Source organism: Lacimicrobium alkaliphilum, from assembly GCF_001466725.1.
In the GTDB taxonomy this organism is placed as follows: domain Bacteria; phylum Pseudomonadota; class Gammaproteobacteria; order Enterobacterales; family Alteromonadaceae; genus Lacimicrobium; species Lacimicrobium alkaliphilum_B.
On sequence record NZ_CP013650.1, the window covers coordinates 399,049 to 424,405 of the forward strand.

Sequence of the window (25,357 nt, forward strand, 5' to 3'; positions counted from 1 at the left end):
GAGCAATCTTATGTAGGGCCCAATTTATTGGGCTGGCAGAAGGTATTTGTCGAATAAATTCGACCCTACTCTCAGTGGTGTAGCCTGCAAGGAGCGCAGCGGATTGCGGGATTGCCATAATGCCCGGCTTACCCGGATTCCGCTTCGCTGCATCCAGGCTACGACTTGTTTGACTTTGTGTTCTATCTGGTGAAATACCTCTCCTGGAACTCGCAACCCGGTTAAAACTTTAGCCCTGGAATCTGACGATCCGGTATAATCGCCGTTTTTGTTTGCGGAGATGCGGTATTGGCAAGCTATGATGTGATCGTTATCGGCGCGGGAGCTGCGGGCCTTTTTTGTGCGGCGCAGGCGGCAAAGCGCGGGCGTTCTGTGTTGCTGCTGGATCACGCCAAACGTATTGGCGGCAAGATCCTGATGTCAGGTGGTGGTCGCTGCAACTTTACCAATATGTATGCCGCCCCCGAAAACTATCTGAGCAATAATTCCCATTTCTGCAAGTCAGCCCTGAGTCGCTATACCCAGTGGGATTTTATCGCCCTGGTGGCCGAATATGGCATTGATTACCATGAGAAAACCTTAGGTCAGCTGTTTTGCGATGACTCGGCTAAAGCCATCTTAAAAATGCTGCTCAGCGAATGCGACAAGGCCGGGGTGCAGCTACGCCATCCCGTCGAGGTGCAGCAGATTGAAAAAAACGATGCAGGATTCACCCTTGCCAGCAGCCATGGCGAATTTTGCTGTCAGTCACTGGTTATCGCTACCGGGGGCCTGTCGATTCCCAAACTCGGTGCCAGCCCCTTTGGTTATAAGGTGGCGGAGCAGTTCGGTCTGAAGGTGCTGCCCACCCGCGCCGGTCTGGTGCCCTTTACCCTGCATGAGCAGGATAAAAGCGTGCTGGCAGAGCTCAGTGGCGTGTCCTTAGATGCCACCGCAGAGTGTCATCACACCCGCTTTCATGAAAATATTTTATTTACTCACAGAGGCTTAAGCGGCCCGGCCGTATTGCAGATCTCATCCTACTGGCAGCCGGGTGATGCCGTACTGTTTAACTTAAGCCCCACCCAAGATTTACTGCCCTTGCTGGAACAGCAACAACAGCAACACCCGGACGCACTGCTTTCCACCGCGCTGGCAAAACACTACCCCAAACGTTTTGTGCAGGTGGCCATCGACTATTTCGGGCTTAACAACAAACCGCTCAAACAATTTCAGGGCAAACAGTTGCAACAGGTAGCCCAGGCATTTGAACAATGGGCCTTAAAGCCCAATGGCACCGAAGGCTACCGCACTGCCGAAGTGACCCTGGGCGGTGTCGACACCGACGAACTGTCATCCAAGACCATGGAATCGAAACAGGTACCAGGGCTGTATTTTATCGGCGAAGTGATGGACGTCACCGGCTGGCTTGGTGGCTACAACTTCCAGTGGGCCTGGAGCAGCGGCTGGGTCGCCGGTCAGGTGGTTTAAAAAGGCATACCGGCTTACCATCACTGCCACTTTGTTGTTACTGGCCGCTGAGCCTTTTGCCGAAGGAGATGGCATAAGCAGCGGAGCGCATTTTTAACACCGGATCGTCACTTGGAGAGAATCCGGCAGAGAGTACATTGGGGTCAAAGTTGACTGGTGTGCAATGCTCGCCACCTGAGGAGCTCAGGCGAACCGTGCCGAGTTTCACCTGCTCTCTGTTATCGGGCCACTGTACCGACGGGTCAATATTGGTATCTTCGGGTTTGCCAATGGTGGCCATCAGACTGTAACTGACCTCACCGGCATCCAGTTGTTGTTTCATGGTATCGGCCAGAAAATCAGCCTCCATGGCCTGAGCTTCGTCCTCTGACAAGGTCTTTACACCCAAATCGGGCAGCAGATGCCAGCGGAATTTTGTCTGTTCAGCATCGTCTTTATTGTAGAAAAAGGTATGTAAGCCGAAGAACTCGGTATTGGCATAAGAGGCGGCAGTGCCGGCGCTCTGTTGCCAGGCCAGATTGGCTTTGACACTGGGATTTTGCTCGGCGTATTGGATGGTTTTTTGCGGGTCGCGCTGGCCCTGCTCATCCGGAACAAAGGTCTGCAGCAGGCCGAAGAAGGTCTGAGGGTCTTTTCCGGCAAATACCGGAAAGTTGTTCCCGGTAAATATATGTCTGCTGCCTTCAGGTAAAGTGATTTGCATCCCCATACCCCTTGCACCAGGTGCCCGTTCGTCGGCCTCAGGGTTGCCGCCGCCCACAGAAAAACGCATTACCACCGGCAACTCACCGCCGGATAATAAGGCGGCCCCGGGAAAATGCGCATTTTGCTCAGGAGTAAAGGTGCCGGTGGCACACAGCCCGCGGGCATGGGCCTTGCGAATGCCGGGTTGCTTGCCGGAGAGTTTTTCAAACAGGTTAATAAAATCAACGGCCTGAACCGGGTTAGTGGCAGCCAGCACCGGCGCCGTCAAAGTGGACAACAGGGCGGCTGTAACGCCAGCACTTACAGAATACATCAGTTTCATCATCGCTTTCCTTTAAGCTTAATTGGTACCTTATCCGGTTGAAGCAGACCGCTTATCCAAAGGTTTTCTTGCACAGCGTTTCAGGCCTGCTGAATATCACTGACAAATCATAGCGATATCTGCCGCTGGTATCCTTAGTAGCACGTATCAGTGCAACAGGATCACCAGCCGCTTTCGGGACAATCAACAATAAAGTCAGGTGCATGGCGGCCAGCCCTGAGTTTTCGTAAGGAATGCATGGTGAAAGTCCGGCCTGCCGTTGTTGTAATTTTGCTTACTGTTAATGAATATTTGCTCAGTGACGGTGGTCTAATTGACGCTCGCTACGTATTTATTCAGGCGTTTTACCGTGATAGACACTTGTAGTCAGTCAGGGGGCATAATAATGGAGAAGACTGTGGCAGAACAAAAATCAGGACAAAGCTCAGCCAGGATAACCAGCACAGAGCCAAAGAATGAATTGCATCAGGAATTGCCGGTTGATTTTCCTGATCCGTTTTTTCGTGGCTTACATCATGTGATCCGTTTTGCCATACGGGTGCTGGCGGTATTGATGGTTGCCGTGATCCTCTGGGGCGTCGGGGATGTGGTGTACATTATTTATGAGCGGCTGATTACGCCACCGATTTTGCTGCTCGATATCAACGACATTTTCTATACCTTCGGCGGCTTTATGGCGGTGCTGATTGCGGTGGAGATCTTTATCAATATCAGGCTGTATCTGGGCACCAATATCTTCCCGGTACAGCTGGTTGTCGCCACGGCACTGATGGCCATTGCCCGAAAAGTCATAGTGCTGGACTTTGATCAGATTACTCCCATGTACCTCATCGGTATTGCCGCCACCACCCTGGCTTTGGGGATCACTTACTGGCTGTTGAGAAAAAGCAGTGATCAGGAATACCCCGAGCACTGATAACAACACAGGGCAGAGCGGTGGTGGGAATGACATTGGTGACCTTTCCATCTTCCAGACCAGTAGTAACGCCGATATCAGTGGCTTATGCATGTCAAGCCTACGACTAATGTCTAGGTTCTCTTCGGCCTTTTAGGCTGGGCACCAATCCTGTTTGAGCCAATAATGGGGTATCGTACTGGATAGCTGAAGCGGGGCTTTATCATGGCTCAAAGTCTGTTCCGAACCGGACTGGTAGCGCTGGGCACACTTATCTGCACTGGCCTGGTTCTGTGGCTGATTACAGGCCAGATTCTGCAGTTTGTGGCACTGGCGGTAATTATACTTGCGGCTCAGGCCCTGATCTACGCCAGGCAACAGGCAGTGCCGGAAACGGAACAAGCCCAGTCAGCACAAAGCAAATCCGATCAGACCCTCCATCAACTGGCCCGTAACTCAGGGGCTAACGCTATTTCCACTGCAGAGCTCAGCTTTGCCATCACCAATCTGCATCAGGTATTAGCCAGCACCGTAGAGCGCCTGCAACAGGTGGCGAAAAGTTCCGATGTGATCAACCGGCGGGCGCAGGACATTCATCATATTACCGGCGAAGTGGCTGAGGCAGGAGAACAGACCCGATTGATCAGCATTCAGGGGCAGCAGCAGGTGGAGTCGCTCTCCCGCGATATCACTGAAATCGTCAGTGCCAGTCGTCAGGCGGAGCAGACCATCGCCGGGTTGCGTGATAAAGCGGAGAAAATCCGCAGCGTGACCAATGTGATTCAGAGTATTGCCGACCAGACCAACCTGCTGGCATTGAATGCAGCCATTGAATCGGCGCGGGCCGGTGAACATGGTCGTGGCTTTGCAGTGGTGGCCGATGAAGTTCGCACCCTGGCCCTGCGTACCTCAAAGGCGACGGTGGAAGTTGGCGAGCTGGTGGAAGGGATTCACCACGAAACCCAACAGGCAGCAGATATCATTAACAGACTGGCCGAGCAGGTGGATCGTCAATCCGCGACGACTCATCAGGTGGCCGATCAACTTGGCCAGATAGCCCGGCATGCCGAAGAGGTGGATCAACAACTCAAAAGCATTGCCGGCAGCCTGGGAGAGAACCAGCAGGATCTGTCCGAAAACACCCTGTTACTGGATTCTCTGACCGGAGATCTGAGTTCACAGCAACAGCAGATGAAACAACTCACGGAGCAGGCCGAGCGGCTGGAAAGTCAGGCCGAACAGCTGCTGGCGTTATTGGTTACCTCTGACGACAGCTCTGCCCATCGCAGAATATTCAGCATCGCTGAGCAAACCGCCCGACGTATCGGCCAGCGACTGGAACAGGCCCTGGCAAAAGGAGAACTGTCTGAAGCGCAGCTTTTCAGCCGCGATTACACTCAGGTTAAGGGGATCGCACTGACCAAGTTTGATACGCCTTATTCCGCGTTTTTTGATCGGATACTGCCCGAATATCAGGAACAGGCGCTTAACAGTGAAGACCATATTGTCTATGCTATTGTCACCGACCCCAACGGATATGTCGCCAGGCACAACAATGGCTTTAACCAGCCGCTGACCGGTGACAGCAAAAAAGATTTGCTCGGCAACCGCTCGCGACGCATGTTTGACGACAAGACTGGCAGCCGCTGCGGGGCGCATACTCAGCAGCTGTTATTGCAAACCTACAAACGCGATACCGGCGAAGTCATGCATGATCTGTCGGTGCCCTTATATGTTAATAACAAGCATTGGGGCGGATTCCGCATCGGCTACAGGCCGCTGGAATAACCCCACCGTCTACCAGGAATACAGAGAACAATAAAAAGTGCGACTTGTGTCGCAGAAAAGCTGATGTTATTGTGTGACACATGTCGCACAAGCGTGATTGTTATTGGCAGGAATAACCATGGCGAAACATCAGCCTACCGCCCCTGAACTCGAAGTACTGAAGTTACTCTGGAATACCCAGCCCCGTACCGGCAAAGAAATCCACCAGGTGCTTACCGCGCTTTATGGCTGGACCTACTCATCAACCCGTAAAACCCTGGAGCGCATGAGCGACAAAAACTTTGTTCGTACCAGCACCCGGGGCAATAAAAATCTCTACTACGCAGAGCTTCAGAAGGTACCGACTTTAGCCGCATTTGCCAGCGACTTTGCCCGGCGGGTGCTGGAAATTGATACCCCGCTACCAGTGAACTTTTTCTCTGACAGCCATCTGATTAATGAAGATGAGCTGGCTGAGCTGGAAGGGTTGCTGCAACAAGTGCCAACAACGAAATCAAAACAGGGTGGTGCAGCATGAGTAGCAATATTCTACTTTCTCTGGCGCTGTGGGTGTTGTTAACTGGCCTGTTCACGCTGACGGCGGGTTATATTGCCCGCAAGCGGCGACTTACCCCCGGCTTCTGGTTATGGACCCTCATCGCGCCTTCGGTGGTAATGCTGCCCGTACCCGATGTCCTGTTGCGGCACACCAAATACACCGGTGCTGCTGATTTCAGTGTATTTGAGCCCGTGGTCTGGATGGCAGACAACATTACAACACCCTTGCAACAGCCCTGGGTGGTGTCCTGGAGTCTGCTGGTATTGACCCTGATCGTGCTGGTGAGTCTGGCAAAACTGGCCCGGCTGGCATGGCATTATCACGCGGTTTTGCAGTTAGCACAGCAGAGCACTCATTGCCCTGAAGCGCTGAACGGCCATATCATCAACAGCAATATTGATTGTGTATTGCTGCCGGCACAAGCGCCACCAACCAGTGCTTTTGTGATTGGATTACGCCGGCCCCGTATTGTGTTGCCGCAGCACTTTTTACAGTTGTCGCCACAACAGCGGCAGATGATCTTAGCTCATGAGGTTAACCACATCCGTTTTTATGACCACTGGTGGCTGGTGGCCTGGCATATTATCTCAGCCGTTGCCTGGTTTAATCCGTTCCTGGTAAGGCTCAGCGCGCATTTTACTCAGGCAGTTGAGATGCGCTGTGATGCCGCGACTGTTGCGCAGGGCCGGTTCTGTCCCGATGCCTATGCCCGGGCTCTGATCGCCAGTATCAAACAGTCGGTTAATACCACGGCTCAGCCACACTCTGCGGCTATGCAACTGAGTTTTACCGGCCATGGCATGGGCCTGGCAGCCTATAAACAACGTATACGCGCGATAATCGGAAGCGGGCCTGCACCCTTAAACTGGCAACGCCAGATGCCGGTTTTTCTGGTGGCGATGCTATTAGTCTTGTTCACCCGATCTGCCTACACCCGGGCGTTAGCCAGCGGGCCGGATCAGTGGATAATGCCGGTCGATAAACCGGCCATCAGTTCGTCATTTGGCCATGTGGCGGCCATCCGTCAGAATCAGGTGCATCAGGGTGTTGATTTCAAAGGGCCCGTTGGCACAGCAATCTATGCCAGCGCTGCGGGCCGGATTATGATTGCCGATGCCACCACGCTTAGCGACAACTACGGCAAGGTAGTGGTGGTGCAACACGGTGATGGCTGGCAGACACTCTATGCTCACCTCGACAGTATTGACACGCAAAAGGGGGATCGGGTTAAACAGGGCGAGATCATTGGTACCATGGGCGCCACCGGCAAGGTTACAGGTTCGCACCTTCATTTTGAGTTGGTTCAGAACGGTCAGAGGCAGGATCCAATGGTCTATTTAGGCCATACACGCAAAAGTGGGAGTGAGTAATATGACAGCACTTTCCCAACGGCATGTTTTTGCGCTGGTTTTTGTTATTGCTGCGTTACTGACCTTTATTATCAGCTCCGGCAAAGATAATAACCCCGTTACAGCTACAACGGCGGCGTCCCCCGTGCCTTTTGACAGCAGTTTATCGGGCGATTCGCTACAGTCTTATGCTCAGCAACGGCGTATTGGAGCGGGAGTAACAGAGGTACAAGCCCAACCACCAGGCCAGTTGGTTACCCTTGAACCCGGGCAAAACCTTACCAGATTGTTAGGTAAACAGGGTATTTCGGCGCACCGGGTCGCATTGCTGGCCATAGCCGCGAAGCCCTTGCTCAACCTGGGCAGATTACAAACCGGTATCAATATTGAAGTTGCACACCCGACATCCACCAGCCACCGCGTGCGCCTGGCTCGTGAGTATGGCGAGATTATCGAAGCCACCTATGCCGATAACGCCTGGTCAGTGGAATTAAAGCAGGTGCCCACAGTGTATGAAACGCACGAGCAGGGTCTGGATATCCGTAACAGCCTGTATCAGGACGCAGCGCAAAACAGCATTCCTGTTGATGTGATCAACAGTGCCATCATGGCGTTGTCACATTTTGTGGATTTTCAGCGGCAGGTACAGCAGGGGGACGTACTTGAGGTGCGCTATCAACGCACGCAGGTGAGCCAGGATCCTGCCTTGTTTGCACATTTACAAAATCCGCTGCTACTGACGTACTTACGTTTTACTAATGCCGGAGAGGATCATCGTCTGATCCGTTTCAATGACGCCTTCTACTTTCCCGATGGCCGTCTGGCGCAAAGTTTTCTGATGAAAACCCCGCTCAATGGTGCACGTTTGTCTTCCCATTTCGGCAGCCGACATCACCCTGTGCTTGGTTACAATCGCCAGCACAAAGGCATTGATTTCAGCGCCCCTGTTGGCACCCCGATTATGGCAGCAGGTGGCGGTGTGGTGAAACGTGCCAGCCGTTTCGGCAGTTTCGGTAATACGGTGATTATCCAACATAGTAATGGCTATGAGACCCTGTATGCGCATTTAAAAGGTTTTGCCGGCAAACTGCGGGTGGGTGAGCGGGTTAAACAAGGCGATATTATCGGCTACCTGGGTAATACCGGGCTTTCCGCCGGGCGTCATTTACATTATGAAGTGCATCGGCATGGCCGGGCGATTAACCCGTTGAAGCTCAAAGCTTCCGCCGATATCCGCTTGCACGGAGAAGAATTAAGCCGCTTCAGGCAGCAATTAGCAAGGCTGGACCGGGCCAATAGCCAACTGTCCAGCCTGGCACCCTGATAAGGATCTGTTTATAAGAAGGCCGTAGCCCGGATGCAGCGAAACGGAATCCGGGTATACCTGCGGCATGCGCGAATGACCGGGAGTTGTCTTGCTGAATGGTGCAACCGGCCATCTCCTTTTCCTGTTGTCATCTGGATGAAAGCGGAGATCCAGTGCCTTTATGCCTGTATCGTCGGGTTGTCACGCTGATACAAATGCAAAAGCTCATCGTCCGGTGTCTGGCGGTACTCACTTTTAAAAACAAAACCGATACGTTTCAGAAGCTTAATTGAACCCTGGTTATCCGGCAGGCAGAACGCCAGTAGGGTGGGCCGGCCGTCTTTATCAGCCTGTTCGACTACAGCTGCGGCGGCTTCAGTTGCGAGGCCCGCGCCTCTTCCTGCAGGTAAAAAGGCAAAACCCAGATCCGGATGCGGCAGGTTATCGCGCTGCAATAAACCGCACAGGCCGATGGCCTGATCCTTGTCTTTCAATCCTACCCGCAGCATGCAAAATCCATGTTTTTGCTTCATCGCCAATGGCCCCTGTTGAATAAAGTTGCGGGCATCATCGAGGTTATTAACCCCTCGATTACCGATATATTTCAGCCAGTCCGGGTCATTCAGCAATTCCAGAATAAAGGCAGCATCGTTGTCATCTAACAGACGCAGATTAAGGCGAGGGGTGGTTATTGGCGACATATCACTTTCCGTTTACTAAAAAAGACCGGCCTTAGCGGGCCGGTCAAAAGGTCTCAGAGAGTTATATTAAGTGAATCTTACTGCTTGCATAGCCCTATGGGCTGTTATTCATCTGTGTAGCGACGAACCACTTTGCTGCTCAGGGCGCTGTTTTCCAGTTTCAAATCTACAGGGCGTTCAAGAATAATCTCGCCGTCGATCTGTACGTTGGCACCAATGGTCAGGCTGGGTTCACTGTCTGAGTTCCACTTAAACCAGCTCTTATCACGGTTACGTCTGATTGCCACATCACCCTCGATATGGGTATTGCCAAGCAGCTCAACATCGCCGTTAAAGGTTTCTACATCACCGCCAATACGGGCATCAATCAGGCGCAAATCGCCGTTGATATTGGATACGTCTTTGCCGACTTCAGCCCCTTCCTCGAGCAGAATTTCACCATTAACAGTTTCCAGGCTTTTTTCAACACGCAGGTTTCTGCCCGCTTCAATGCTGCCGTTGACAGTTTCTGCATTGCGGATAGACACATTATCTGCCAGTTCGATGCTGCCGTTCACAGTGCTCAGATCCCTTGCACTGCTGTCGTTTTCCATTTCAATACTGCCGTTGACCATAGACAGGTCTTTAGCGCTGCGACCGGATTGAATATCAATGCCACCAAATACGCCATCGACATTACCACCGCTTTCACCGGCACCGACATGCACAATACAACCGGTAAGCAATACGGATATCAGAGCCGTGGCAGAGATAATAGAAAATACGCTGTGTTTCATGAGTGTTCCTTTCAAATGTTGTTTTTACGATTTCTCACACTACTGAGCAATTCCTTTGCCAATAGTTTAAGATGTTGATTTATATGAATATTGTTGTTTTGTGGTGGAAGGAGGGGTTGCCAATACCACCAACAGTTGGCGAAAAACACCAATGTGGATAACGTTTTGGCAGGTTTACCCGGATTTCGCTTCGCTGCATCCGGGCTACGGGGTTGGTGTAGCCTGCAAGGAGCGTAGCGGATTGCGGGTTGAGTGGTCTATATTTAATGTTTTTCAAATGGAGTTGAAAACCATGGTTAGATACAGACGGGTCTGGGTGGATGGCGGTACCTACTTTTTTACATTAACGCTGATTGATCGTCATGCGAGTTACTTAACTCAATATGTAGATGAACTCAGACAAGCATTCAGAGAATCTCGCAAAAACCATCCTTTTAAAATTGAAGCAATTGTTGTGTTACCAGAACACTTGCATATGATTCTGACCTTGCCGGAAGGAGTCAGCGATTACGCCAGGCGCATACAAAGCATTAAGGCTATTTTCTCACGTAAGGTCGCAAATCTGATCCCGGGCTGTTGTCCGAACAATCGTGGTGAGTACAACCTTTGGCAAAGGCGGTATTGGGAACATTTAATCAGAGATGAAGAGGATTTCAATTCGCACGTGGATTACATTCACTACAATCCGGTCAAGCACAAGCTCGTTGATGAAGTGAAGGCCTGGCCCTATTCCAGTTTTCATCATTATGTAAGAGAAAGAATTTTACCCCAGGATTGGGCGGGTTATGCCTTTACATCAAATAGTAACTTTGGCGAACGGTGATTTTCCCGGATTCCGCTTCGCTGCATCCGGGCTACGCGGTGGTGTAGCCTGCAAGGAGCGCAGCGGGTTGCGGGTTGCAGGAGCGTCGCAGGTTTACCCGGATTTCGCTTCGCTGCATCCAGGCTACGGGGTTGGTGTAGCCTGCAAGGAGTGCAGCGGATTGCGGGATTGTGAGCACGCCGCAGGTTGACCCGGATTCTGCTTCGCTGCATCTGGGCTACGGGGTTGGTGTAGCCTGCAAGGAGCGCAGCGGATTGCGGGTTGTAGGAGCGTCGCAGGTTTAGCCGGATTCCGCTTCGCTGCATCCGGGCTGCGGGGTTGGTGTAGCCTGCAAGGAGCGCAGCGGATTGCGGGTTGTAAGAGCGTTGCAGGCTTACAGTGGAATCAGAACAATAAATCCATCACATCAGCCAGGTCGGTCTTGCCTGCACGGATTTCCTCTTCGCTGAGATCGGCTATCTCATGGGGGAATACCAGCCACTCGTCACTGGTTTGTACATAATAATCCGGTTCGATATCCACTTTGGAGTTCTGTGGTTTGTACCAGGGGCAGGCTATGCGGATATCATGGGGTGTGTTCAGCCGCGAGAGCTTCTGAATTTGCTTGATCAGCGCATCCACGCTTCGGCCTGAATCGAATACATCATCTACGATCAGCAGTTTATCGTCGGCGTTGGCATTCTCGATCAGGTAGTGCAGGCCATGTACTTTGATTTCTTTGGATTGCTGATTGATGCCGTAATAGGACGAGGTGCGTACGGAAATATGATCTGTAGTCACCTTTTTAAAATCAAAAAATTCCTGCACAGAAATACCCACAGGGGCACCACCGCGCCAGATCCCTACGATGTAATCAGGGCGAAAACCGTCGTTATACACATCGGCGGCCAGGCGGAAAGAATCCCTGAGCAGTTCTGCAGAACTGATAAAACGCTTCTCGGACATGGATTTGATATCTCAGTAGTGGCATAAAGATGTAGTATATCAACAGCAATCTGTGTTTGGAAAACGAGTCCCGGAGAAAACCATGTTATTAGCGCAATCAAGCTGGATGGAAGTGGAAGAATACCTTAAACGCTCAAAAAGTATTCTGGTTCCTGTTGGCTCAATCGAACAGCACGGCCCTAACGGCTTGCTCGGCACCGACGCCATCTGCCCTGAGGTGATCGCCAAAAGGGCCGAACAACTCACCGATATGCTGGTGGCACCGACCTTTTCGGTAGGCTGTGCGCAACATCACCTGGCCTTTGCCGGCACCATTACGCTGCGCCCCTCTACCATGATAGCCAGCATACTCGACTGGACAGCCTCATTGCAGCGCCACGGGTTTGAACGTATTTACTGGCTCAATGGCCACGGTGGCAATGTGGCGACCGTGAATGCCGCTTTTGCCGAGATCTACGCACAGCGCAGCTTTTCATCTGCAGTGCAGGAACAGGATATATTGCTAAAACTACAAAACTGGTGGCAGTTTGAATCGGTAGCGGCGCTGTGCAAACAACTCTATCCGGTTGGTGATGGCCAGCATGCCACGGCCTCTGAGGTGGCGGTGACTTATGCTGCCTACCCGGATGCGCAAAAGCAGGTACAGATGCAGCCAAAAATTGCCCCCACCGGCACTATCACCCATGCGCAGGATTATCGCCGCCAGTTTCCTGATGGGCGCATTGGCTCCGATCCTTCACAGGCGTCAGTTGAGGACGGCAAACAGATTATTCAGGCCGCCGCTGAAGCCGTGGCCGCAGAATTTGAGCGCTTCGCCAAAAGCTGAACTATAGTGCTCTAATCCTTTGTTAATTCAGGAAAACCTTGATGCATAACAACGCCGATAAATGCTTCTATTTTGCCTATGGTTCGAATATGTCATTCCAGCGGATTGGCGCCCGTATCTCACCCATTCAACGGGTGGGCGTGGCGCAGTTGCTTGGTTTTGCGCTGAAGTTCCATAAAGTAGGCCGGGATGGTTCGGCAAAGGGTAATGCCTGGTGTACCGGGGAAGAAGCCGATTCCCTGTGGGGCGTATTGTATCAGCTTGAGCACAGCCAGCTTGAAGAGCTGGATAAGATTGAAGGCAAAGGCCAGGGCTATGACAGGCGCACCGTGGCGGTATATCAGGGGCCAGAGCGGGTGGAAACGCAGATTTATGTGGCCACTCATATCGATGACAGCCTGCGGCCTTTCGACTGGTATCTGCACCATGTTTTATCCGGTGCAAGGCAGAATAATCTGCCGGTGGAACATCAGAATCTGATTGTGCAGACAACCAGTATCGAAGACCCGGACCGGGACCGTTATCACCGCGAGGTGTCGATTTACGACAACCTGTGAAATACCGCTAACGGACTGGCGTTACAGCCAGCCGTTACGTTTAAATAGCCACACCAGCGCCGTGGCCATTACGCCCATTACCCCTAACAGCACATAGTAGGCATACTCAAACGCCAGTTCCGGCATATGCTCAAAGTTCATGCCGTAAATACCCGCCAGAAAGGTCAGCGGCACAAAAATCGCCGTGATCACCGTCAGGATCCGCATGGTGTTATTCAGCTGGTGGGATGAGAGCGAGATATAACCCTCAACCAGGTCACCGCTGATGTCATAATACATCTGCGCCAGGCTGTGCAGGCGCTCGAAGCGCTCGTAGAGATCATTAATGGCGTGCAGTATTTCCGGATTTTCCCTGGGCAGCAGGCGATAATCATAGCCGCTCAGCTCATGGGTGATCGACAGGTGATAATTAAACACCCGGCGCAGTTTCACCAGTTGCGATTTATATACCGTCAGGGTCTTCATCTGGGTGTCGGTGGGGCGGGTCAGCAGCTCATCTTCCAGATCGCTGAGCTGATTCTCAAACGCCAGCAGGCTCTCCAGATAGAAACCCGATGACGTATGCATGGTTTTCAGCGCCCATTCGCCGATGGTTTTCTGATGCAGATAGGTGGTTTGCTGGCTCCACATCTGGTCAATACTCTTGGCACTGCCGGCATGCAGGCTTACCAGCATGCGCTCAAACAGAAAAAACACAATCTGCCGGGGCTCATAATTCAGATGCTCATCCAGGCTGGCCATGCCGCGATAGATAATCAGCGTGTGTTGCTCGAACTCCTCCACCTTGGGCGGGTGGCGTTCACGCAGGGCATCATTAATAGCCAGCGGGTGGCATTGCAACTGCTCCAGAAAGGCCCGCTGCTGTTCAACCGATTCGCCCTGTAAGTCAATCCAGATACGGCTGTGGCGATCCTTTTTCCAGCCATCCATTAATTCGGCACCGCCCTCTTCCAGCTTGCCGCCCTGTTTAAACAAGCGTGCTCTGATCATATCCCGCTCCGTTTTTGGTATTTACCGACAGCTTATCGGTAAAGCAAAAACGCCGCCAGTGGATTAGCAGAGAGTAAAAGACAGGTCTTGTCCAAAGTTGTTATCGGGCATCCAGAACCTTTTCTTTTTGTAGGTTGGACTTCAGTCCAACAAAACAACCAGAAACCACCAGCCATGTCGGACTGAAGTCCGACCTACAGAATCCCCGCTCTCCTGCAGGGTTCACACAGGTGCGTAATCGGTAAAAATTAATGACGCACAACCTACACTTTCCCGGATTCTGCCGGGTTATCAACGGGCGCGGCGTTGCCTTCTTCTTTATTGGTAAAGTACTGCACAGTGGTGCATGACACCACATCACCCAGCACATTTACCGAAGTACGGCACATGTCCAGGATCCGGTCTACGCCCAGAATCAGCGCGATACCGGCCGCCGGGATCCCAACGCCCTCCAGCACCATACTTAAAATAATAATACCAGCGCCCGGTGTGGCAGGTGAGCCTATGGAGGCGGCCACCGCCATGGTCACGATAAACAGGTAACTGCTCAGGCTCAGATCGACGCCAAAGACCTGGGCCAGAAACACCGTGGCTACCCCCTGATATAAGGCCGTGCCGGTCATATTGATGGTGGCACCCAACGGGATCAGAAAGCGGGCGATGTCGGCGTTAATGCCCAATTTATTCTCGGTTACGTCAAGAGTAATTGGCATTACTGCCGCCGAGCTGCTGGTGGAGAACGCCAACAACAAAAGCTCCCTGATATGTGAGATAAATTGTTTAATGGGCCCATGCCAGGTGAATTTCGCTACCAGCAGGTACAACATCGCTAACAGCAGTATTCCCAGCACCACGGTAAGTACGTAAACCAGCATCCCGCCCAGCACTTCAATACCCAGATTGGCCACCAGTTTGGTAATCAGACCGAATACTGCAAACGGCGCCAGCACCATGGCCCATGACACAATGCGCAGGCTCACTTCCTGTAATGCGCCAAGCAGCTCAAACAGAGGTTTAGACTGCTGTGCAGGAATAGATAACAGTGCCGCCCCTAACACTGCAGCAAAGAGGATCACCTGTAGCATTTCACCCGAGGCCATCGACGCCAGCGGGTTTTTCGGGATCAGTGCGGAAACCTTGTCGGGTAAGTCCGCCAGTTCCGGAAAGCCTTTTCCCACAGCGCTGGTCAGCGGTGCGGCCTGACTATCAATTAAAATTCCGGCATCGATATAGGCACCGGGCTGAATATTCAGCGCCAGGGTGATGCCCAGTGCCGCCGCGATCGCCGTAGAGCCTATGATAAACAACAGCGCAATCACGCCATTTTGCTTCAGCGCCGCAGGGTTATTATTGGCAGCCAGCCCGCGAACCACCGAGGCCAGCACCAGCGGCACCACAATCATCTGAATTATGGCCAGAAATAACTGGCCAGGCAGGGCCAGCCAGGCAGTAATAGTGACAACGGCGTCTGCCGATACCAGGTGAAGATCAGGGCCGAGCAGAATACCGCACAACACACCCAGGAACAGGGCAATCAGCACCTTAAGCCAGAGTCGCCCCTGAATAAATTTGTCGAACTGGGCAGTTAAATTCACCACGGGTTGCAGAAAAAGCGGCAGACTTCGCATTGCCATCCTCCGAAAGTTGATGGTTTGCCAATGAGTCTACAACATGCGCAGGCGGCTTACCCCCGTACACTGGTCATCTTTTGATCCAGCGCAGGGTTAGTCATGTCCGAATGCGGTTATCGGGCATCTGCGCCTCTAAACACGTAGCCTGGATGTAGCGAAGCGGAATCCGGGAAATTCAGTTTGCCATTTCTGCTTAACCTGAAGGACGCTGGATTCCCGCCAACAACCCGCGGGAATGACCCGCAGAGGCAATTAGTTTCGACCAGCAATAGCAGGCCCACAAGCCCAATAAACTGGACCCGACACAGGCCAAGGATAAAAAACCACGTCATCCTGATGAAAATCAGGATCTTTTTCCGTCCGGCTGTATTGGTCAGATTTCATTCCTCTGCCACCTGATAAAGATTCCGGCTAACAGCGTGCCGGAATGACGGGAAGTGCTGCCAGGTGTAGCCTGCAAGTAGCGCAGCGGATTGCTGGAGTGTGAGAACGCCGCAGGTTTATGGTAATCATGCATCAGACGATGGTACCGTTAGGGTAATAAAGACCCTGAACAACGGCTGACCTCGCCCTGGAGAATATGTCGCACAACACTATCGCCCTGAACAAACAACGCCAGCCGCTGGATCACCTCGAGTCCGTATGGCTGTTCGGTTATGGTTCGCTCATCTACAAAGCAGATTTTGAGTATCTGCAGCGCCGGCCAGCCTTTATCTGGGGCTGGCAACGGCGTTTCTGGCAGGGGTCACACGATCATCGCGGTACGCCGGAGGCACCGGGGCGGGTAGCAACCTTAATAGAAAAGCCGGGAGCGCGCTGTGCCGGCATGGCCTATAAAGTGACGCCGGATACCTTTGAACACCTCGATCACCGTGAAAAAAACGGCTATTTACGCGTATTTACCGCGCTGCACTGGTTAGATGAGCCCGGCGAAGCTGAAGGTTTGGTGTATCTGGCCAGTGCCGATAATGAAGCCTGGCTGGGCCCGGCGACGGAAGCCGAAATTGCCGCCCATATCGCCCGCAGTGAAGGGCCGAGCGGTCCGAATAGTGAATACTTACTTAAACTGGCCGAAGCGCTGCGCGAGCTGGACGAGCACGATGAGCATGTGTTTGCGATCGAGCAGGAGCTGATAAAGATTCCGGCTGACAACCTGCCGGAATGACAGACGACAATGGTCATGCCCGAATGTCGTTGTCGGGCATCCAGCGCCTTTAAACGCTTAAGCTGAAGGTTACTGGGTTTCCGCCAACAACCCGCGGTAACGACGATTAATCGCGCTTCTTGCGCCTGAAATACAGGGTGCGGCTGACATGAGCCACCACGTCACCGGCCTCATCGGTGATATCCACCGTTAGTGGTTTTATAAACTTCTCACCCCCGACGGTCTGCTGTCTGATTTCATCCAGCAGTTCCTGGCTGATTTCAAATACGGCTTTGACCCGGCCACGGCCCGGCTTGCGATATTCGATGCTGCCAGCCTGATCCCAGACAATATAGTCCGGGCCCAGGTTATTAATCAGCATCAGCATATAAAAGGGATCGGCCATGCTGGACAGGCTGCCGCCAAAATGTGTTCCCACATAATTGCGGTTATACCAGCGCAGCGGCATTTCCACCTGTAAAAAACGGTAATCAGGGGTGACTTTGCTAACACGAATGCCGGTGCCCAGATAGGGCGGATAGCAATTGATCATCAGTTTGAACCATCTGACTTTCATACCAACAGCCCTTGCTGTAAATAAGCTAAGTTTGCCATCTGTGGTCTGACCTGTCTAACACCGATCAAAAATACTGCTGTTCAGATATTGACCAAAGTCGCAAAGCGAACAAATATTAATCAGTTCAAGCTGTCGGTACCTCTTATGCCTCTGCTCACCCGCACTCTTAGCGCATCGCTGGCTTATGTTCCCGCGCTGCTGCTGTTGGCCGCCGTTGGTTTGAGCCAGTACAGCGCGAATCTGTACCTTGGTGCCCTGTTGCCCCTGGTGTTTCTATATGCTCTGTTGCCGCTGCTCGACTATCTGATTGGCCTGGATACCCGCAACCCTGACCGGGCCGAAGAGCAGCAGCTCAGACACAGCCGCCTGTTAAGGCTGTTGCCTGTGCTGGCACTGCCGGTTCAGCTTGTGCTGCTGTTTGGCACACTGATTTGGCTGCAGGGCAGGGACGATCTGAGCATTCAGGCACTGCTGCTGTGGGCTATCAGCCTGGGCGTAGTGAGTGGCATTAATGCCATTAATACCGCCCATGAACTGATCCACCGGCCAGGCAGAACTGAGCGCATTACTGGCGGTATATTACTGAGCCTGGTGTGTTATGGCGGCTTTAAGATAGAGCATATCCGCGGTCATCATGTGAATGTGGCCACACCGCTGGATAACTCCAGTGCCCGGCTGAATCAAAGCGTATACAACTTTGTGTTCAGGGCACTGCGGCACAACCTTTATCAGGCCTGGTTACTGGAAAAACAGCGCCTGGCACACCAGCATTTGCCCGCCTGGCACTGGCGCAATGAAGTGCTGGACTGGTACGCCCTGAGCCTGCTGGTTGCCTGTAGCTGTTATGTGCTGGCCGGATGGACAGGGGTGCTGTTCTTTTTGCTGCAAAGCCTGATTGCGGTGATTGAACTGGAAGTGATTAATTACATCGAGCATTATGGTTTACAGCGGGCCAGACAGGCTAACGGCCGCTACCAGCGCCCCACGGAGATGCATTCCTGGAACAGCAGTTACAGGCTCAGTAACCTGTTGTTGCTGCAGTTACAGCGCCACGCCGATCATCATGCTAACCCGAACCGCCCCTACCCATTACTACGCCATCTTGATCACAGCCCGCAATTGCCTGGCGGCTACGCTAGTATGATGTTACTGGCCCTGATCCCTCCGTTATGGCGCAGGGTGATCCACCCCCGCCTGCCGCAGCAACCTGACCGCAGAGGTAATGTTATACCGGGCTGAAGCTGCGACCTGCACTAGCCCTGACTTTCGCTGACAACGGCTATCTCAGTAAAATACGGGTTGGCCGTCAGCGCACGGATATGGCTGATTTGCATCATCTCAACCCGGTTTGCCGGGTTCTCCAGGCACAAAAACTCACCCCGGCCCTTCTGGGTTTCGGTGGTGCGCGCTACTCCGGTAATCCGCTCGCCACTGACCAGCGCCAGCTCCAGCCGGTAACCATACAGGCAGGCGGTTTCAATATAATCATGTATTGCACAGGCAATAATGGGTTTGTTCACGGTAAGGCTTCCTTCAGACGACATGAGTTTTTGTATCTATTCAGATGCGCGAACCAAACTGTTCCAGTCATCCGGCGGATTGCCCGAATTCAGCATCTTTTCGAACACCTTGCAGGCATCGGTTTTACTGTCGTAAGCACGTTTAGTTTTTTCATCATTAACCCAGGCATACACAATGGTTTTTGACGGCTCGTGGTAACGAAAGAACAGCCGGTACTGTTGAAAAAACGTAGCCCGAAACCAGTGTTTGTATGCATCTCCCAGCGTAGTTCCTTGTCGATACTCGGGCCTGGTGGGATCCTGAGGGATGACGTCATAGATTAGTTTCTGAATCGCCGCCAGGCGTTTGCTTGCGTTTTTGTGAATATAGTCCTGAGGGTGTTTTTGTTTTAACGCTTCGACCTGCCCGACAAGCTCATTGTATTGAGTGTTAAAACACGGATGGCCATATAATGACCATCCGTTTACCTGAGTGGGTAACCGCCGGGAAGGGTCACTCATCCTCATCACTGAGCGGGGTGTTTAAGTCAACCTCAACACCATCAATCAACCCATCGACATGAGCTTTACGTTCAGCTGAGAGCGGCTGAATATGCTGAGGATTGGCAGTCATATCCTGCTCAAGAAATGACAGAAACTGACCAACTACAGGATCAGTACCAAGCTCATCAGCGCGGCTCACCAGAACCTTGCCATCATCCATCACCGTAAAATTCAGTTTGTCACGTTTGTTCAGGTGCAAGGCTTTACGTACCGTTGCGGGTACCGTGGTTTGAAAGCGATCGGTCAGCGTTGACTGTGTCACTACTGCGGCTTTTGCCATAACAACCTCCATCGGTTGAATAATGCACAAAGTGTAATGCATTTGCATTACCCCGGCAATTGGAAGGGCAAATTTATTCGCCCTGTCGCAGGTCGTGGCTTTAGCCCGAAAAAATCCCCCAACACGCCCGAAGGCGGTGCTAAGTTAAACTGCAATTTGCCAACGGTTTTGCACTTCCTGCAGACGAATTTCCTGCGCAGCTTCCTGGGCTTCAGTATCAGCCAACAAATCAAGGAAATAGCTGACAGGATTGTTCTTCTCCTGGCTTTCCATATACAGAGATCTCAGAGCAGCGTCTGTTGTGCGGGGAATTTTGGTAGTCCCCTTTTCATAGCGGGCGATAGTTTGTTCATCGATGCCAAAACGCCTGGCAAGCATCTTCTGAGAAACATTTAATTCAATACGTAAAAATCTGAACGCTTCGTTTGTCAGTGGCTTATTGCTGTCAACAATGGTCTGGGCAATGGCTCTGTGCAGGCCGTTCAAATCATCAATGCTGGTATATTCCTCGCCATCAATTTCATCAACGGTAACGCCATTTTCTAAAAATACATTCGATAAACCGCACTCAGTGTAATGGTACATACTCCCCCCTAGTCAATCCACACGGTAATCAGCACCGAACTGGGGCTGCAATGATGATTCTTAAGTGCAACAGCAAGTTCAATAACATTACCGGCTGCCATACCCTTCAGGTTGAACTTCCAATCCCCATTGGCTTCAGGGTACGGGCCTTCCCTGAAGATAGAGTGCTTACTCTTAAGTAAGGTCAGTATCTGACCTGAAGTAATTCTCCGCTCTTTCATTCGCTCTTTAACATGCCGACTCCATCGGATCCGATGAGTATGATTTTCAGCCAGATCATTGATGATCTTCCTGGCGGTTCCCTCTGTCAGAGGGAACTCGTCGACACCTTGAGGATGATTCGTATCCATACGCCACCTATCAATCTGATACCTATCATTTTGATGGGCATTAACGGCATTGTCAACAAAACAAACTGCTGTGTGTTAATTCATTCGTCTAATTGCACGTGGCCTGGGGTCTTGTAGGGGCGAATTTATTCGCCTTGTTTATATCCATGAACGGTATGTCGGAGTTGCTGGGATGCACTTCGTCGACAATCCGGACAATGCCCGTACCTTAGTACATGACAGCACCCACACAATTCAATAAGCTGGATGCAGATTCCCCAACCGGCAGAGCAACATGGAAAAAGACGCCTATATACAGCATTGCCAACAGCAGATACTCGAGGTGTACCAGCGCACCAAAGCAGGCAAACCCGATGATGCCTTTAAACACCGCACCGAAGGCTGTATTCATGCTGCGCAATTGCTGGGGTTTATCAGCCAGCAGCAAGCCAAAGATATGATCGAATCGGCCCATCAACAGGTATTTGGTGAAACCGTGCAGCACCGCCAGGAGCGTAAAGAAAAACTCAATGCCATCAAAAAACAGTCACCGGAAAAGTATTACGAAATCCCCGCCGTAGAGCGCAAACCCTGAATATTAAACCTGGCCTGTAACCGATGAAGCATAAACAGAGTAGCGAATCCGAAAAAATCGTCCTTGAGCACCAGGCCGCGAAGCTCTTTATGCGCTGGTATGAACGCAATACCGGTGAAATAATTCGCCATATCTGGCACAACCGGCCCCATAAACCGGATGTTTCCTGCTTTTTAAACGGTGAACGGCTGGACCTGGAAATTGCCCATGTGTACGGCTCAGAAAAAGAAGCGATGCAGATCCTCGGCCGTGAACTGGATGACAAAACCCGCCATGAATTACAGCAACTCGACCAGTATACCGACGCCCATCAGCGTCTGCTAAAAGCACTCAACCGGATTCTGGCCAACAAGTCTGTTAAACATTATAAAACCCGGCGTGTATGGCTGGTGCTGCGCAATGCGCACCCGGCCTGGACAGCAGAAGAGATCCAGTCACTGCAGCACCATATTGATGTGCCGGATCAGCACCCTTTTGAGCAAATCTGGATTGTGGGCGATATGCAGGGCGAAAGCGGCATAGTACAGCTATTTCCCTAGCAGCCCGGTAGGTCACTTCAGTCCGACAACGCACCCCACCATAACGGTGCAGGGGTAGCCCGGTACCCTCTGGTGTTGTAGGTCGCGGCTTTAGCCCGACAATTGGGTACCCAGAGGTGCTGGATATACCTGGATGTAGCGAAGCGGACTTGTCCAGCACCTGTGAGTTACCTTAAAAAGGGGGGACTCAGGTGGGTAGTGAAAGGCTGCTGGGATCCGGGAAAGCCTGCCATATTTCCTGGTCAGCATTCCGCTGCGCCACTCTCTGTCATCTCCGCTTCTCTCTGTCATCTCCGCTTCTCTCTGTCATCTCCGCGAAGGCGGAGATCCAGTGCCTTTTCACATCATAGCAATCAGGGCACTGGATTCCGGCTAACAACATGCCGGAATGACTGTGTGGATGGCGTCGGAATAAGGGTAGGGTTTCCCGAATGCCGTTATCGGTTTTGTAGGGGGTGAATGTATTCGCCGTGCTGTAGGTCGGAATTTATTCCGACAAACTCATCACTAATCCCTCATCACTCATAACTGCTCTTTGAGCCGCGCAAAAGGCCGCATCGCCTCAGTCACCGCAAAATTTTCGTAATCCGGGCTGGTGACCTCAGATTCACAGGGTGTTGGTATCCTGCCTGGCCAGTTCCATCCTATTGGTACACATAAACAGCCCCGGCATTGATGGCGTTGTCATTGGGGCTTTTCGCTGTGCTGTTGAGATCGCCGTCTTCCTGGCTTGCCCCGACTACAATAGTATCTTTGTCGATGGTAACGCTGATACCAAACTGGTCATCTTTACCCCTGTTACTGGCCTTTAAGTAGGCATGTTGGCGCCATAATCCGCCATCTCGGGTAAAAACATAGGCCGCCCCGGTATTTTCCGCATTGTTATTGCGTTTCGAGGCCGACCTGTCTGCGTTGGCAACCTCCTGATCTGCCCCGACCACCAATCTGTCGCCGGACAAGGCTACGCTGATGCCAAACTGGTGATTGCGTAAGGCATTATAGGCTTTCAGGTAGGCCTGCTGGCGCCATTCCCCCTGGTCGCGCGTAAACACATAGGCCGCCCCGGAATTTGGAGCCTTACGATTCGGACTTGCTGCAGTGCTCTGGGCGTCACCATGCTCACCTGCCGCCCCGACAACCAGGGTCTCCCCATCAAGGGAAACACTGGAACCAAACTCGTCCTGATGACCGGCATTGCCTGCCTTCAGGTAGGCCCGTTGCCCCCAGGTATTGCCATCACGGGTAAACACATACACGGCGCCGGCATTGGATAATTTGTCATTTGGGCTGCCTGCCGAACTATTCGCATCACCTCGCTCCCAGATTGCACCCACCACCGCTGTGTTGCCGTCAAGATCAACACTGGTGCCGAAGCGGTCCCTTGCGCCCGCATTGCTTGCCTTCAGATAAGCTTGCTGGCTCCAGACCCCGTCGGTACGGGTAAATACGTAAGCCGCGCCTGCACCACCAGCATTTGTGTTGTAGTTCGATGCTGTACTGTTTGCGTCTCCGTTCTCCAGCGGTGCCCCTACTATCAGAGCATTACCATCAATTGCGACACTGGCGCCAAACATCTCACCCATCTTCGCATTAGCCGCGCTCAGGAAAGCCTGTTGACTCCACACATCGTCAGTACGGGAAAAGACATAGACCCCCCGGAACCCAGGAAAGCCGAACCGCCACCGATGTGCCGTGGTGCCCCTACAACCAGAGTGTCACCATCGAGTGCGATACTGTAGCCGAACTGCTCTTTGTGCCCCGCGTCGCCGGGCACCACTGAGGCATGTTGACTCCAGATTCCGTCACTGATGGAAAAAACGTAAGCGGCTCCAACACCAGGTGAGCCGATAGCCAGGGTGTTACCGTTGAGGTCGACACTATGACCAAACTGTTCTCTGGGCCCGGGGGAATCGGCTTTCAGATAGGCTTGCTGCACAACAGGCTGAACCTCAGCGCCGGACGTGGCGGTAAATGCGAGAGGGACCCATAACAACAGAAGTAATTTTAGCGATTTCATGTGTAGAACACTTTAAGCTGTATTGTAAAGCAGCGCCGCAATATCCGTTCCAGATATATAACGTAATGAAAAACAAGGTTATTTCAATTCGGGCAATGACCAATTGCAAAGAACACTGACAGTCCTGACGGAATAACAACCCACACGTCATCCTGAAGCACGCCAGGATCTCTTTCAGCCAACTGTGCCGGAACTACCTACAGGTCATCCTGATGAAAATCAGGATCTCTTCTGCTCAACTCGACGCTACACCCGTCATGCCCGAATACCCTTATCGGTTGTAGGGGCGAATTCATTCGCCTGATTGCACGTTGCCCTGGACTCTGTAGGGGCGAATTTATTCGCCATGCTGTAAGTCGGAAAGCGAATACAAGGATGGTTTGTCTCGCGAACCGAAGGGTGGAATTTATCCGACCAGCGATACCTGAGACGTGTTGGTATAAAATACGCCGCCCCGATAGCCCTGTTGAAGAAAATACAACGTACCCTGCCCCAAATCACAACCGGCATCCAGAATATGCGCAATGACAGCCTCATTTTTAAACGGCTTTTTTATACCTCTGATATTAACGTTCATTATGCGATATATTGGCCGCCTGAATGAATGCTCAGGGCACAATGCCCGCGCTGGCTGAAACGTCTGGTGGCTTATTTTATCCATTAGCCTGGATTTGCAGAGTAAAGGTCAGGCAGTACGTAACTATGCCAGTGTTATAAATGAGCAATAATTACTAATCGGAATTTATATGAAATTGATAGTACGCAACTTAGATCGGGCAACGACTGAAGAAGAGCTGAAAAGCATTTTTCAGGAGTTTGGAGCCGTTCAGTCATGCAATCTGGTCATCGATGGGGCTACCGGTTTATCTAAGGGTTTTGGGTTCGTAGAGATGCCTAAAGTGGGTGAAGCAAAAGCGGCAATAAAAAACTTAAACGATAAGTCTGTTGGCAACAGTAAAATACGCGTTAAAAAGGCCGAGGAAAAAAAGGCATAATTACAAGGTTGTGTCGCCCTCACCGGGATCCTCATCAATAAGCCATTAAAACAACATGAAACCCACAGTGTATGGCTGATTATTCGTAGCGCTCACCCGGCCAGGGCCTCAGAACCGTTATGCCGGAACGCCGTTGTCGGAGATCCAGCACTTGTGCCGTCATGCCCGAACGCCGCTAGTGGTTTTGTAGGGGGTGAATGTATTCGCCGTGCTGTAGGTCGGAAAGCGCGTAGCCCGGATGCAGCGAAGCGGAATCCGGGAAGCCTGCGAAGTTGAATGTGTCATGCCCGAATGCCGTTGTCGGGCATCCAGCGACTTTAACAATATTCCCGTCGTGCCGGTACCTCTATGGATTTTACCCCAACTCATCACTAATCCTTCATCACTCATAACTGCTCTTCCTCCCCCAACACCGCCCTCAACCGCGCAAAAGGCCGCATCGCCTCAGTAGCCGCAAAATCCTTATAATCCGGGTTAGTGGCATGCAACCAATACTCACCCTCAGCGGTCTTACGAATCACCCGCAGCACATACTGGTTATCACAGGTCTCATCCTGGCGCTCAATGGCCATGGCAGAATATGTGTATCAGCAGGCAACAAGGGCATAAAG

29 protein-coding genes are annotated in these 25,357 nt (G+C 52.0%); 14 read left to right on the forward strand and 15 right to left on the reverse strand.

Going from position 1 to position 25,357, the window contains the following annotated elements; genetic code table 11:
* Positions 1 to 288 precede the first annotated feature (288 nt).
* Positions 289 to 1,470, forward strand: coding sequence for an NAD(P)/FAD-dependent oxidoreductase (locus AT746_RS01865; protein WP_062475667.1), 1,182 nt, complete (start codon positions 289 to 291; stop codon positions 1,468 to 1,470).
* Positions 1,471 to 1,507: 37 nt separating this feature from the next.
* Here AT746_RS01865 and AT746_RS01870 read toward each other — a convergent pair whose 3' ends face one another.
* Positions 1,508 to 2,500 (reverse strand): catalase family peroxidase, encoded by a 993-nt coding sequence (locus tag AT746_RS01870; RefSeq protein ID WP_156413602.1) that lies wholly within the window; start codon positions 2,498 to 2,500, stop codon positions 1,508 to 1,510.
* A gap of 394 nt (positions 2,501 to 2,894) precedes the next feature.
* Between AT746_RS01870 and AT746_RS01875 the strand changes: the two genes are divergently transcribed.
* The 5 genes from AT746_RS01875 to AT746_RS01895 all read left to right on the forward strand — a co-directional run bounded on the left by AT746_RS01875 (position 2,895) and on the right by AT746_RS01895 (position 8,391).
* Positions 2,895 to 3,413: a phosphate-starvation-inducible PsiE family protein gene (locus tag AT746_RS01875; RefSeq protein WP_231730989.1), complete on the forward strand. Its 519-nt coding sequence runs from the start codon at positions 2,895 to 2,897 to the stop codon at positions 3,411 to 3,413.
* A 204-nt stretch (positions 3,414 to 3,617) separates the two neighbouring features.
* Positions 3,618 to 5,180, forward strand: coding sequence for a methyl-accepting chemotaxis protein (locus AT746_RS01880; RefSeq protein ID WP_062475673.1), 1,563 nt, complete (start codon positions 3,618 to 3,620; stop codon positions 5,178 to 5,180).
* 118 nt (positions 5,181 to 5,298) lie between these two features.
* Positions 5,299 to 5,697, forward strand: a complete 399-nt coding sequence (locus AT746_RS01885; protein ID WP_062475676.1) for a BlaI/MecI/CopY family transcriptional regulator — start codon at positions 5,299 to 5,301, stop codon at positions 5,695 to 5,697.
* Positions 5,694 to 7,088 (forward strand): M23/M56 family metallopeptidase, encoded by a 1,395-nt coding sequence (locus AT746_RS01890; RefSeq protein ID WP_062475679.1) that lies wholly within the window; start codon positions 5,694 to 5,696, stop codon positions 7,086 to 7,088. The genes AT746_RS01885 and AT746_RS01890 overlap by 4 nt, the downstream gene beginning before the upstream one ends.
* Before the next feature lies 1 nt (position 7,089).
* The gene (locus AT746_RS01895; protein WP_062475682.1) at positions 7,090 to 8,391 is read left to right on the forward strand and encodes a M23 family metallopeptidase; all 1,302 of its coding nucleotides are present in this window, start codon (positions 7,090 to 7,092) and stop codon (positions 8,389 to 8,391) included.
* A gap of 161 nt (positions 8,392 to 8,552) precedes the next feature.
* Here AT746_RS01895 and AT746_RS01900 read toward each other — a convergent pair whose 3' ends face one another.
* Complete coding sequence (locus tag AT746_RS01900; protein ID WP_062475684.1) at positions 8,553 to 9,074, reverse strand: GNAT family N-acetyltransferase; 522 nt, start codon at positions 9,072 to 9,074, stop codon at positions 8,553 to 8,555.
* Between the two features lie 104 nt (positions 9,075 to 9,178).
* Positions 9,179 to 9,850 carry a hypothetical protein gene (locus AT746_RS01905; RefSeq protein ID WP_062475686.1) on the reverse strand — a complete coding sequence of 224 codons (672 nt, stop codon included), beginning with the start codon at positions 9,848 to 9,850 and terminating at the stop codon, positions 9,179 to 9,181.
* Between the two features lie 151 nt (positions 9,851 to 10,001).
* Between AT746_RS01905 and AT746_RS01910 the strand changes: the two genes are divergently transcribed.
* On the forward strand, positions 10,002 to 10,673 hold the full coding sequence (locus tag AT746_RS01910; protein ID WP_231730990.1) for an REP-associated tyrosine transposase: 672 nt from the start codon (positions 10,002 to 10,004) through the stop codon (positions 10,671 to 10,673).
* 384 nt (positions 10,674 to 11,057) lie between these two features.
* On the opposite strand, the gene AT746_RS01915 is transcribed toward AT746_RS01910, so the two are convergent.
* Entirely contained in the window at positions 11,058 to 11,618 is a 561-nt protein-coding gene (locus AT746_RS01915; RefSeq protein WP_062475688.1) for a phosphoribosyltransferase, read from the reverse strand.
* Positions 11,619 to 11,700: 82 nt separating this feature from the next.
* Between AT746_RS01915 and AT746_RS01920 the strand changes: the two genes are divergently transcribed.
* Entirely contained in the window at positions 11,701 to 12,444 is a 744-nt protein-coding gene (locus AT746_RS01920; RefSeq protein ID WP_062475690.1) for a creatininase family protein, read from the forward strand.
* A gap of 41 nt (positions 12,445 to 12,485) precedes the next feature.
* Positions 12,486 to 13,001 carry a gamma-glutamylcyclotransferase family protein gene (locus AT746_RS01925; RefSeq protein ID WP_062475693.1) on the forward strand — a complete coding sequence of 172 codons (516 nt, stop codon included), beginning with the start codon at positions 12,486 to 12,488 and terminating at the stop codon, positions 12,999 to 13,001.
* A 21-nt stretch (positions 13,002 to 13,022) separates the two neighbouring features.
* Here AT746_RS01925 and AT746_RS01930 read toward each other — a convergent pair whose 3' ends face one another.
* Together AT746_RS01930 and AT746_RS01935 are read right to left on the reverse strand one after the other, a co-directional pair.
* Positions 13,023 to 13,991, reverse strand: coding sequence for a magnesium transporter CorA family protein (locus AT746_RS01930; protein WP_062475696.1), 969 nt, complete (start codon positions 13,989 to 13,991; stop codon positions 13,023 to 13,025).
* Positions 13,992 to 14,254: 263 nt separating this feature from the next.
* On the reverse strand, positions 14,255 to 15,619 hold the full coding sequence (locus AT746_RS01935; RefSeq protein WP_062475699.1) for a dicarboxylate/amino acid:cation symporter: 1,365 nt from the start codon (positions 15,617 to 15,619) through the stop codon (positions 14,255 to 14,257).
* Positions 15,620 to 16,202: 583 nt separating this feature from the next.
* On the opposite strand from AT746_RS01935, the gene AT746_RS01940 reads away from it, so the two are divergent.
* Positions 16,203 to 16,787: a gamma-glutamylcyclotransferase gene (locus AT746_RS01940; protein WP_062475702.1), complete on the forward strand. Its 585-nt coding sequence runs from the start codon at positions 16,203 to 16,205 to the stop codon at positions 16,785 to 16,787.
* 106 nt (positions 16,788 to 16,893) lie between these two features.
* On the opposite strand, the gene AT746_RS01945 is transcribed toward AT746_RS01940, so the two are convergent.
* Positions 16,894 to 17,343 (reverse strand): DUF4442 domain-containing protein, encoded by a 450-nt coding sequence (locus AT746_RS01945; RefSeq protein WP_062475705.1) that lies wholly within the window; start codon positions 17,341 to 17,343, stop codon positions 16,894 to 16,896.
* Between the two features lie 144 nt (positions 17,344 to 17,487).
* Here AT746_RS01945 and AT746_RS01950 point away from each other — a divergent pair, with 144 nt between their 5' ends.
* Positions 17,488 to 18,582 (forward strand): alkane 1-monooxygenase, encoded by a 1,095-nt coding sequence (locus tag AT746_RS01950; protein ID WP_082633372.1) that lies wholly within the window; start codon positions 17,488 to 17,490, stop codon positions 18,580 to 18,582.
* A gap of 14 nt (positions 18,583 to 18,596) precedes the next feature.
* Here AT746_RS01950 and AT746_RS01955 read toward each other — a convergent pair whose 3' ends face one another.
* The 5 genes from AT746_RS01955 to AT746_RS01975 form a co-directional block, all read right to left on the reverse strand.
* The gene (locus AT746_RS01955) at positions 18,597 to 18,863 is read right to left on the reverse strand and encodes a Rho-binding antiterminator (RefSeq protein ID WP_062475708.1); all 267 of its coding nucleotides are present in this window, start codon (positions 18,861 to 18,863) and stop codon (positions 18,597 to 18,599) included.
* Positions 18,864 to 18,899: 36 nt separating this feature from the next.
* The gene (locus AT746_RS01960) at positions 18,900 to 19,364 is read right to left on the reverse strand and encodes a type II toxin-antitoxin system YhaV family toxin (RefSeq protein WP_062475711.1); all 465 of its coding nucleotides are present in this window, start codon (positions 19,362 to 19,364) and stop codon (positions 18,900 to 18,902) included.
* A complete protein-coding gene (locus AT746_RS01965; protein WP_062475714.1) occupies positions 19,357 to 19,686 on the reverse strand; it encodes a type II toxin-antitoxin system PrlF family antitoxin in 330 nt (109 codons plus the stop codon). The genes AT746_RS01960 and AT746_RS01965 overlap by 8 nt, the downstream gene beginning before the upstream one ends.
* A 144-nt stretch (positions 19,687 to 19,830) precedes the next feature.
* A complete protein-coding gene (locus AT746_RS01970; RefSeq protein ID WP_062475717.1) occupies positions 19,831 to 20,271 on the reverse strand; it encodes a helix-turn-helix domain-containing protein in 441 nt (146 codons plus the stop codon).
* Positions 20,272 to 20,279: 8 nt separating this feature from the next.
* On the reverse strand, positions 20,280 to 20,621 hold the full coding sequence (locus AT746_RS01975) for a DUF4258 domain-containing protein (protein ID WP_062475720.1): 342 nt from the start codon (positions 20,619 to 20,621) through the stop codon (positions 20,280 to 20,282).
* 274 nt (positions 20,622 to 20,895) lie between these two features.
* Between AT746_RS01975 and AT746_RS01980 the strand changes: the two genes are divergently transcribed.
* Positions 20,896 to 21,195, forward strand: a complete 300-nt coding sequence (locus tag AT746_RS01980) for a hypothetical protein (protein WP_062475723.1) — start codon at positions 20,896 to 20,898, stop codon at positions 21,193 to 21,195.
* A gap of 23 nt (positions 21,196 to 21,218) precedes the next feature.
* Positions 21,219 to 21,734: a hypothetical protein gene (locus AT746_RS01985; RefSeq protein WP_062475726.1), complete on the forward strand. Its 516-nt coding sequence runs from the start codon at positions 21,219 to 21,221 to the stop codon at positions 21,732 to 21,734.
* Between the two features lie 644 nt (positions 21,735 to 22,378).
* On the opposite strand, the gene AT746_RS01990 is transcribed toward AT746_RS01985, so the two are convergent.
* Complete coding sequence (locus AT746_RS01990; protein WP_197414309.1) at positions 22,379 to 23,359, reverse strand: FG-GAP repeat protein; 981 nt, start codon at positions 23,357 to 23,359, stop codon at positions 22,379 to 22,381.
* A complete protein-coding gene (locus AT746_RS01995) occupies positions 23,335 to 23,751 on the reverse strand; it encodes an FG-GAP repeat protein (RefSeq protein ID WP_062475732.1) in 417 nt (138 codons plus the stop codon). The genes AT746_RS01990 and AT746_RS01995 overlap by 25 nt, the downstream gene beginning before the upstream one ends.
* A 746-nt stretch (positions 23,752 to 24,497) precedes the next feature.
* Here AT746_RS01995 and AT746_RS02000 point away from each other — a divergent pair.
* Positions 24,498 to 24,746 carry an RNA recognition motif domain-containing protein gene (locus AT746_RS02000; RefSeq protein ID WP_062475735.1) on the forward strand — a complete coding sequence of 83 codons (249 nt, stop codon included), beginning with the start codon at positions 24,498 to 24,500 and terminating at the stop codon, positions 24,744 to 24,746.
* Positions 24,747 to 25,132: 386 nt separating this feature from the next.
* Here AT746_RS02000 and AT746_RS02005 read toward each other — a convergent pair whose 3' ends face one another.
* Positions 25,133 to 25,318: a S24/S26 family peptidase gene (locus AT746_RS02005; RefSeq protein ID WP_062475738.1), complete on the reverse strand. Its 186-nt coding sequence runs from the start codon at positions 25,316 to 25,318 to the stop codon at positions 25,133 to 25,135.
* Between the last annotated feature and the right edge of the window lie 39 nt (positions 25,319 to 25,357).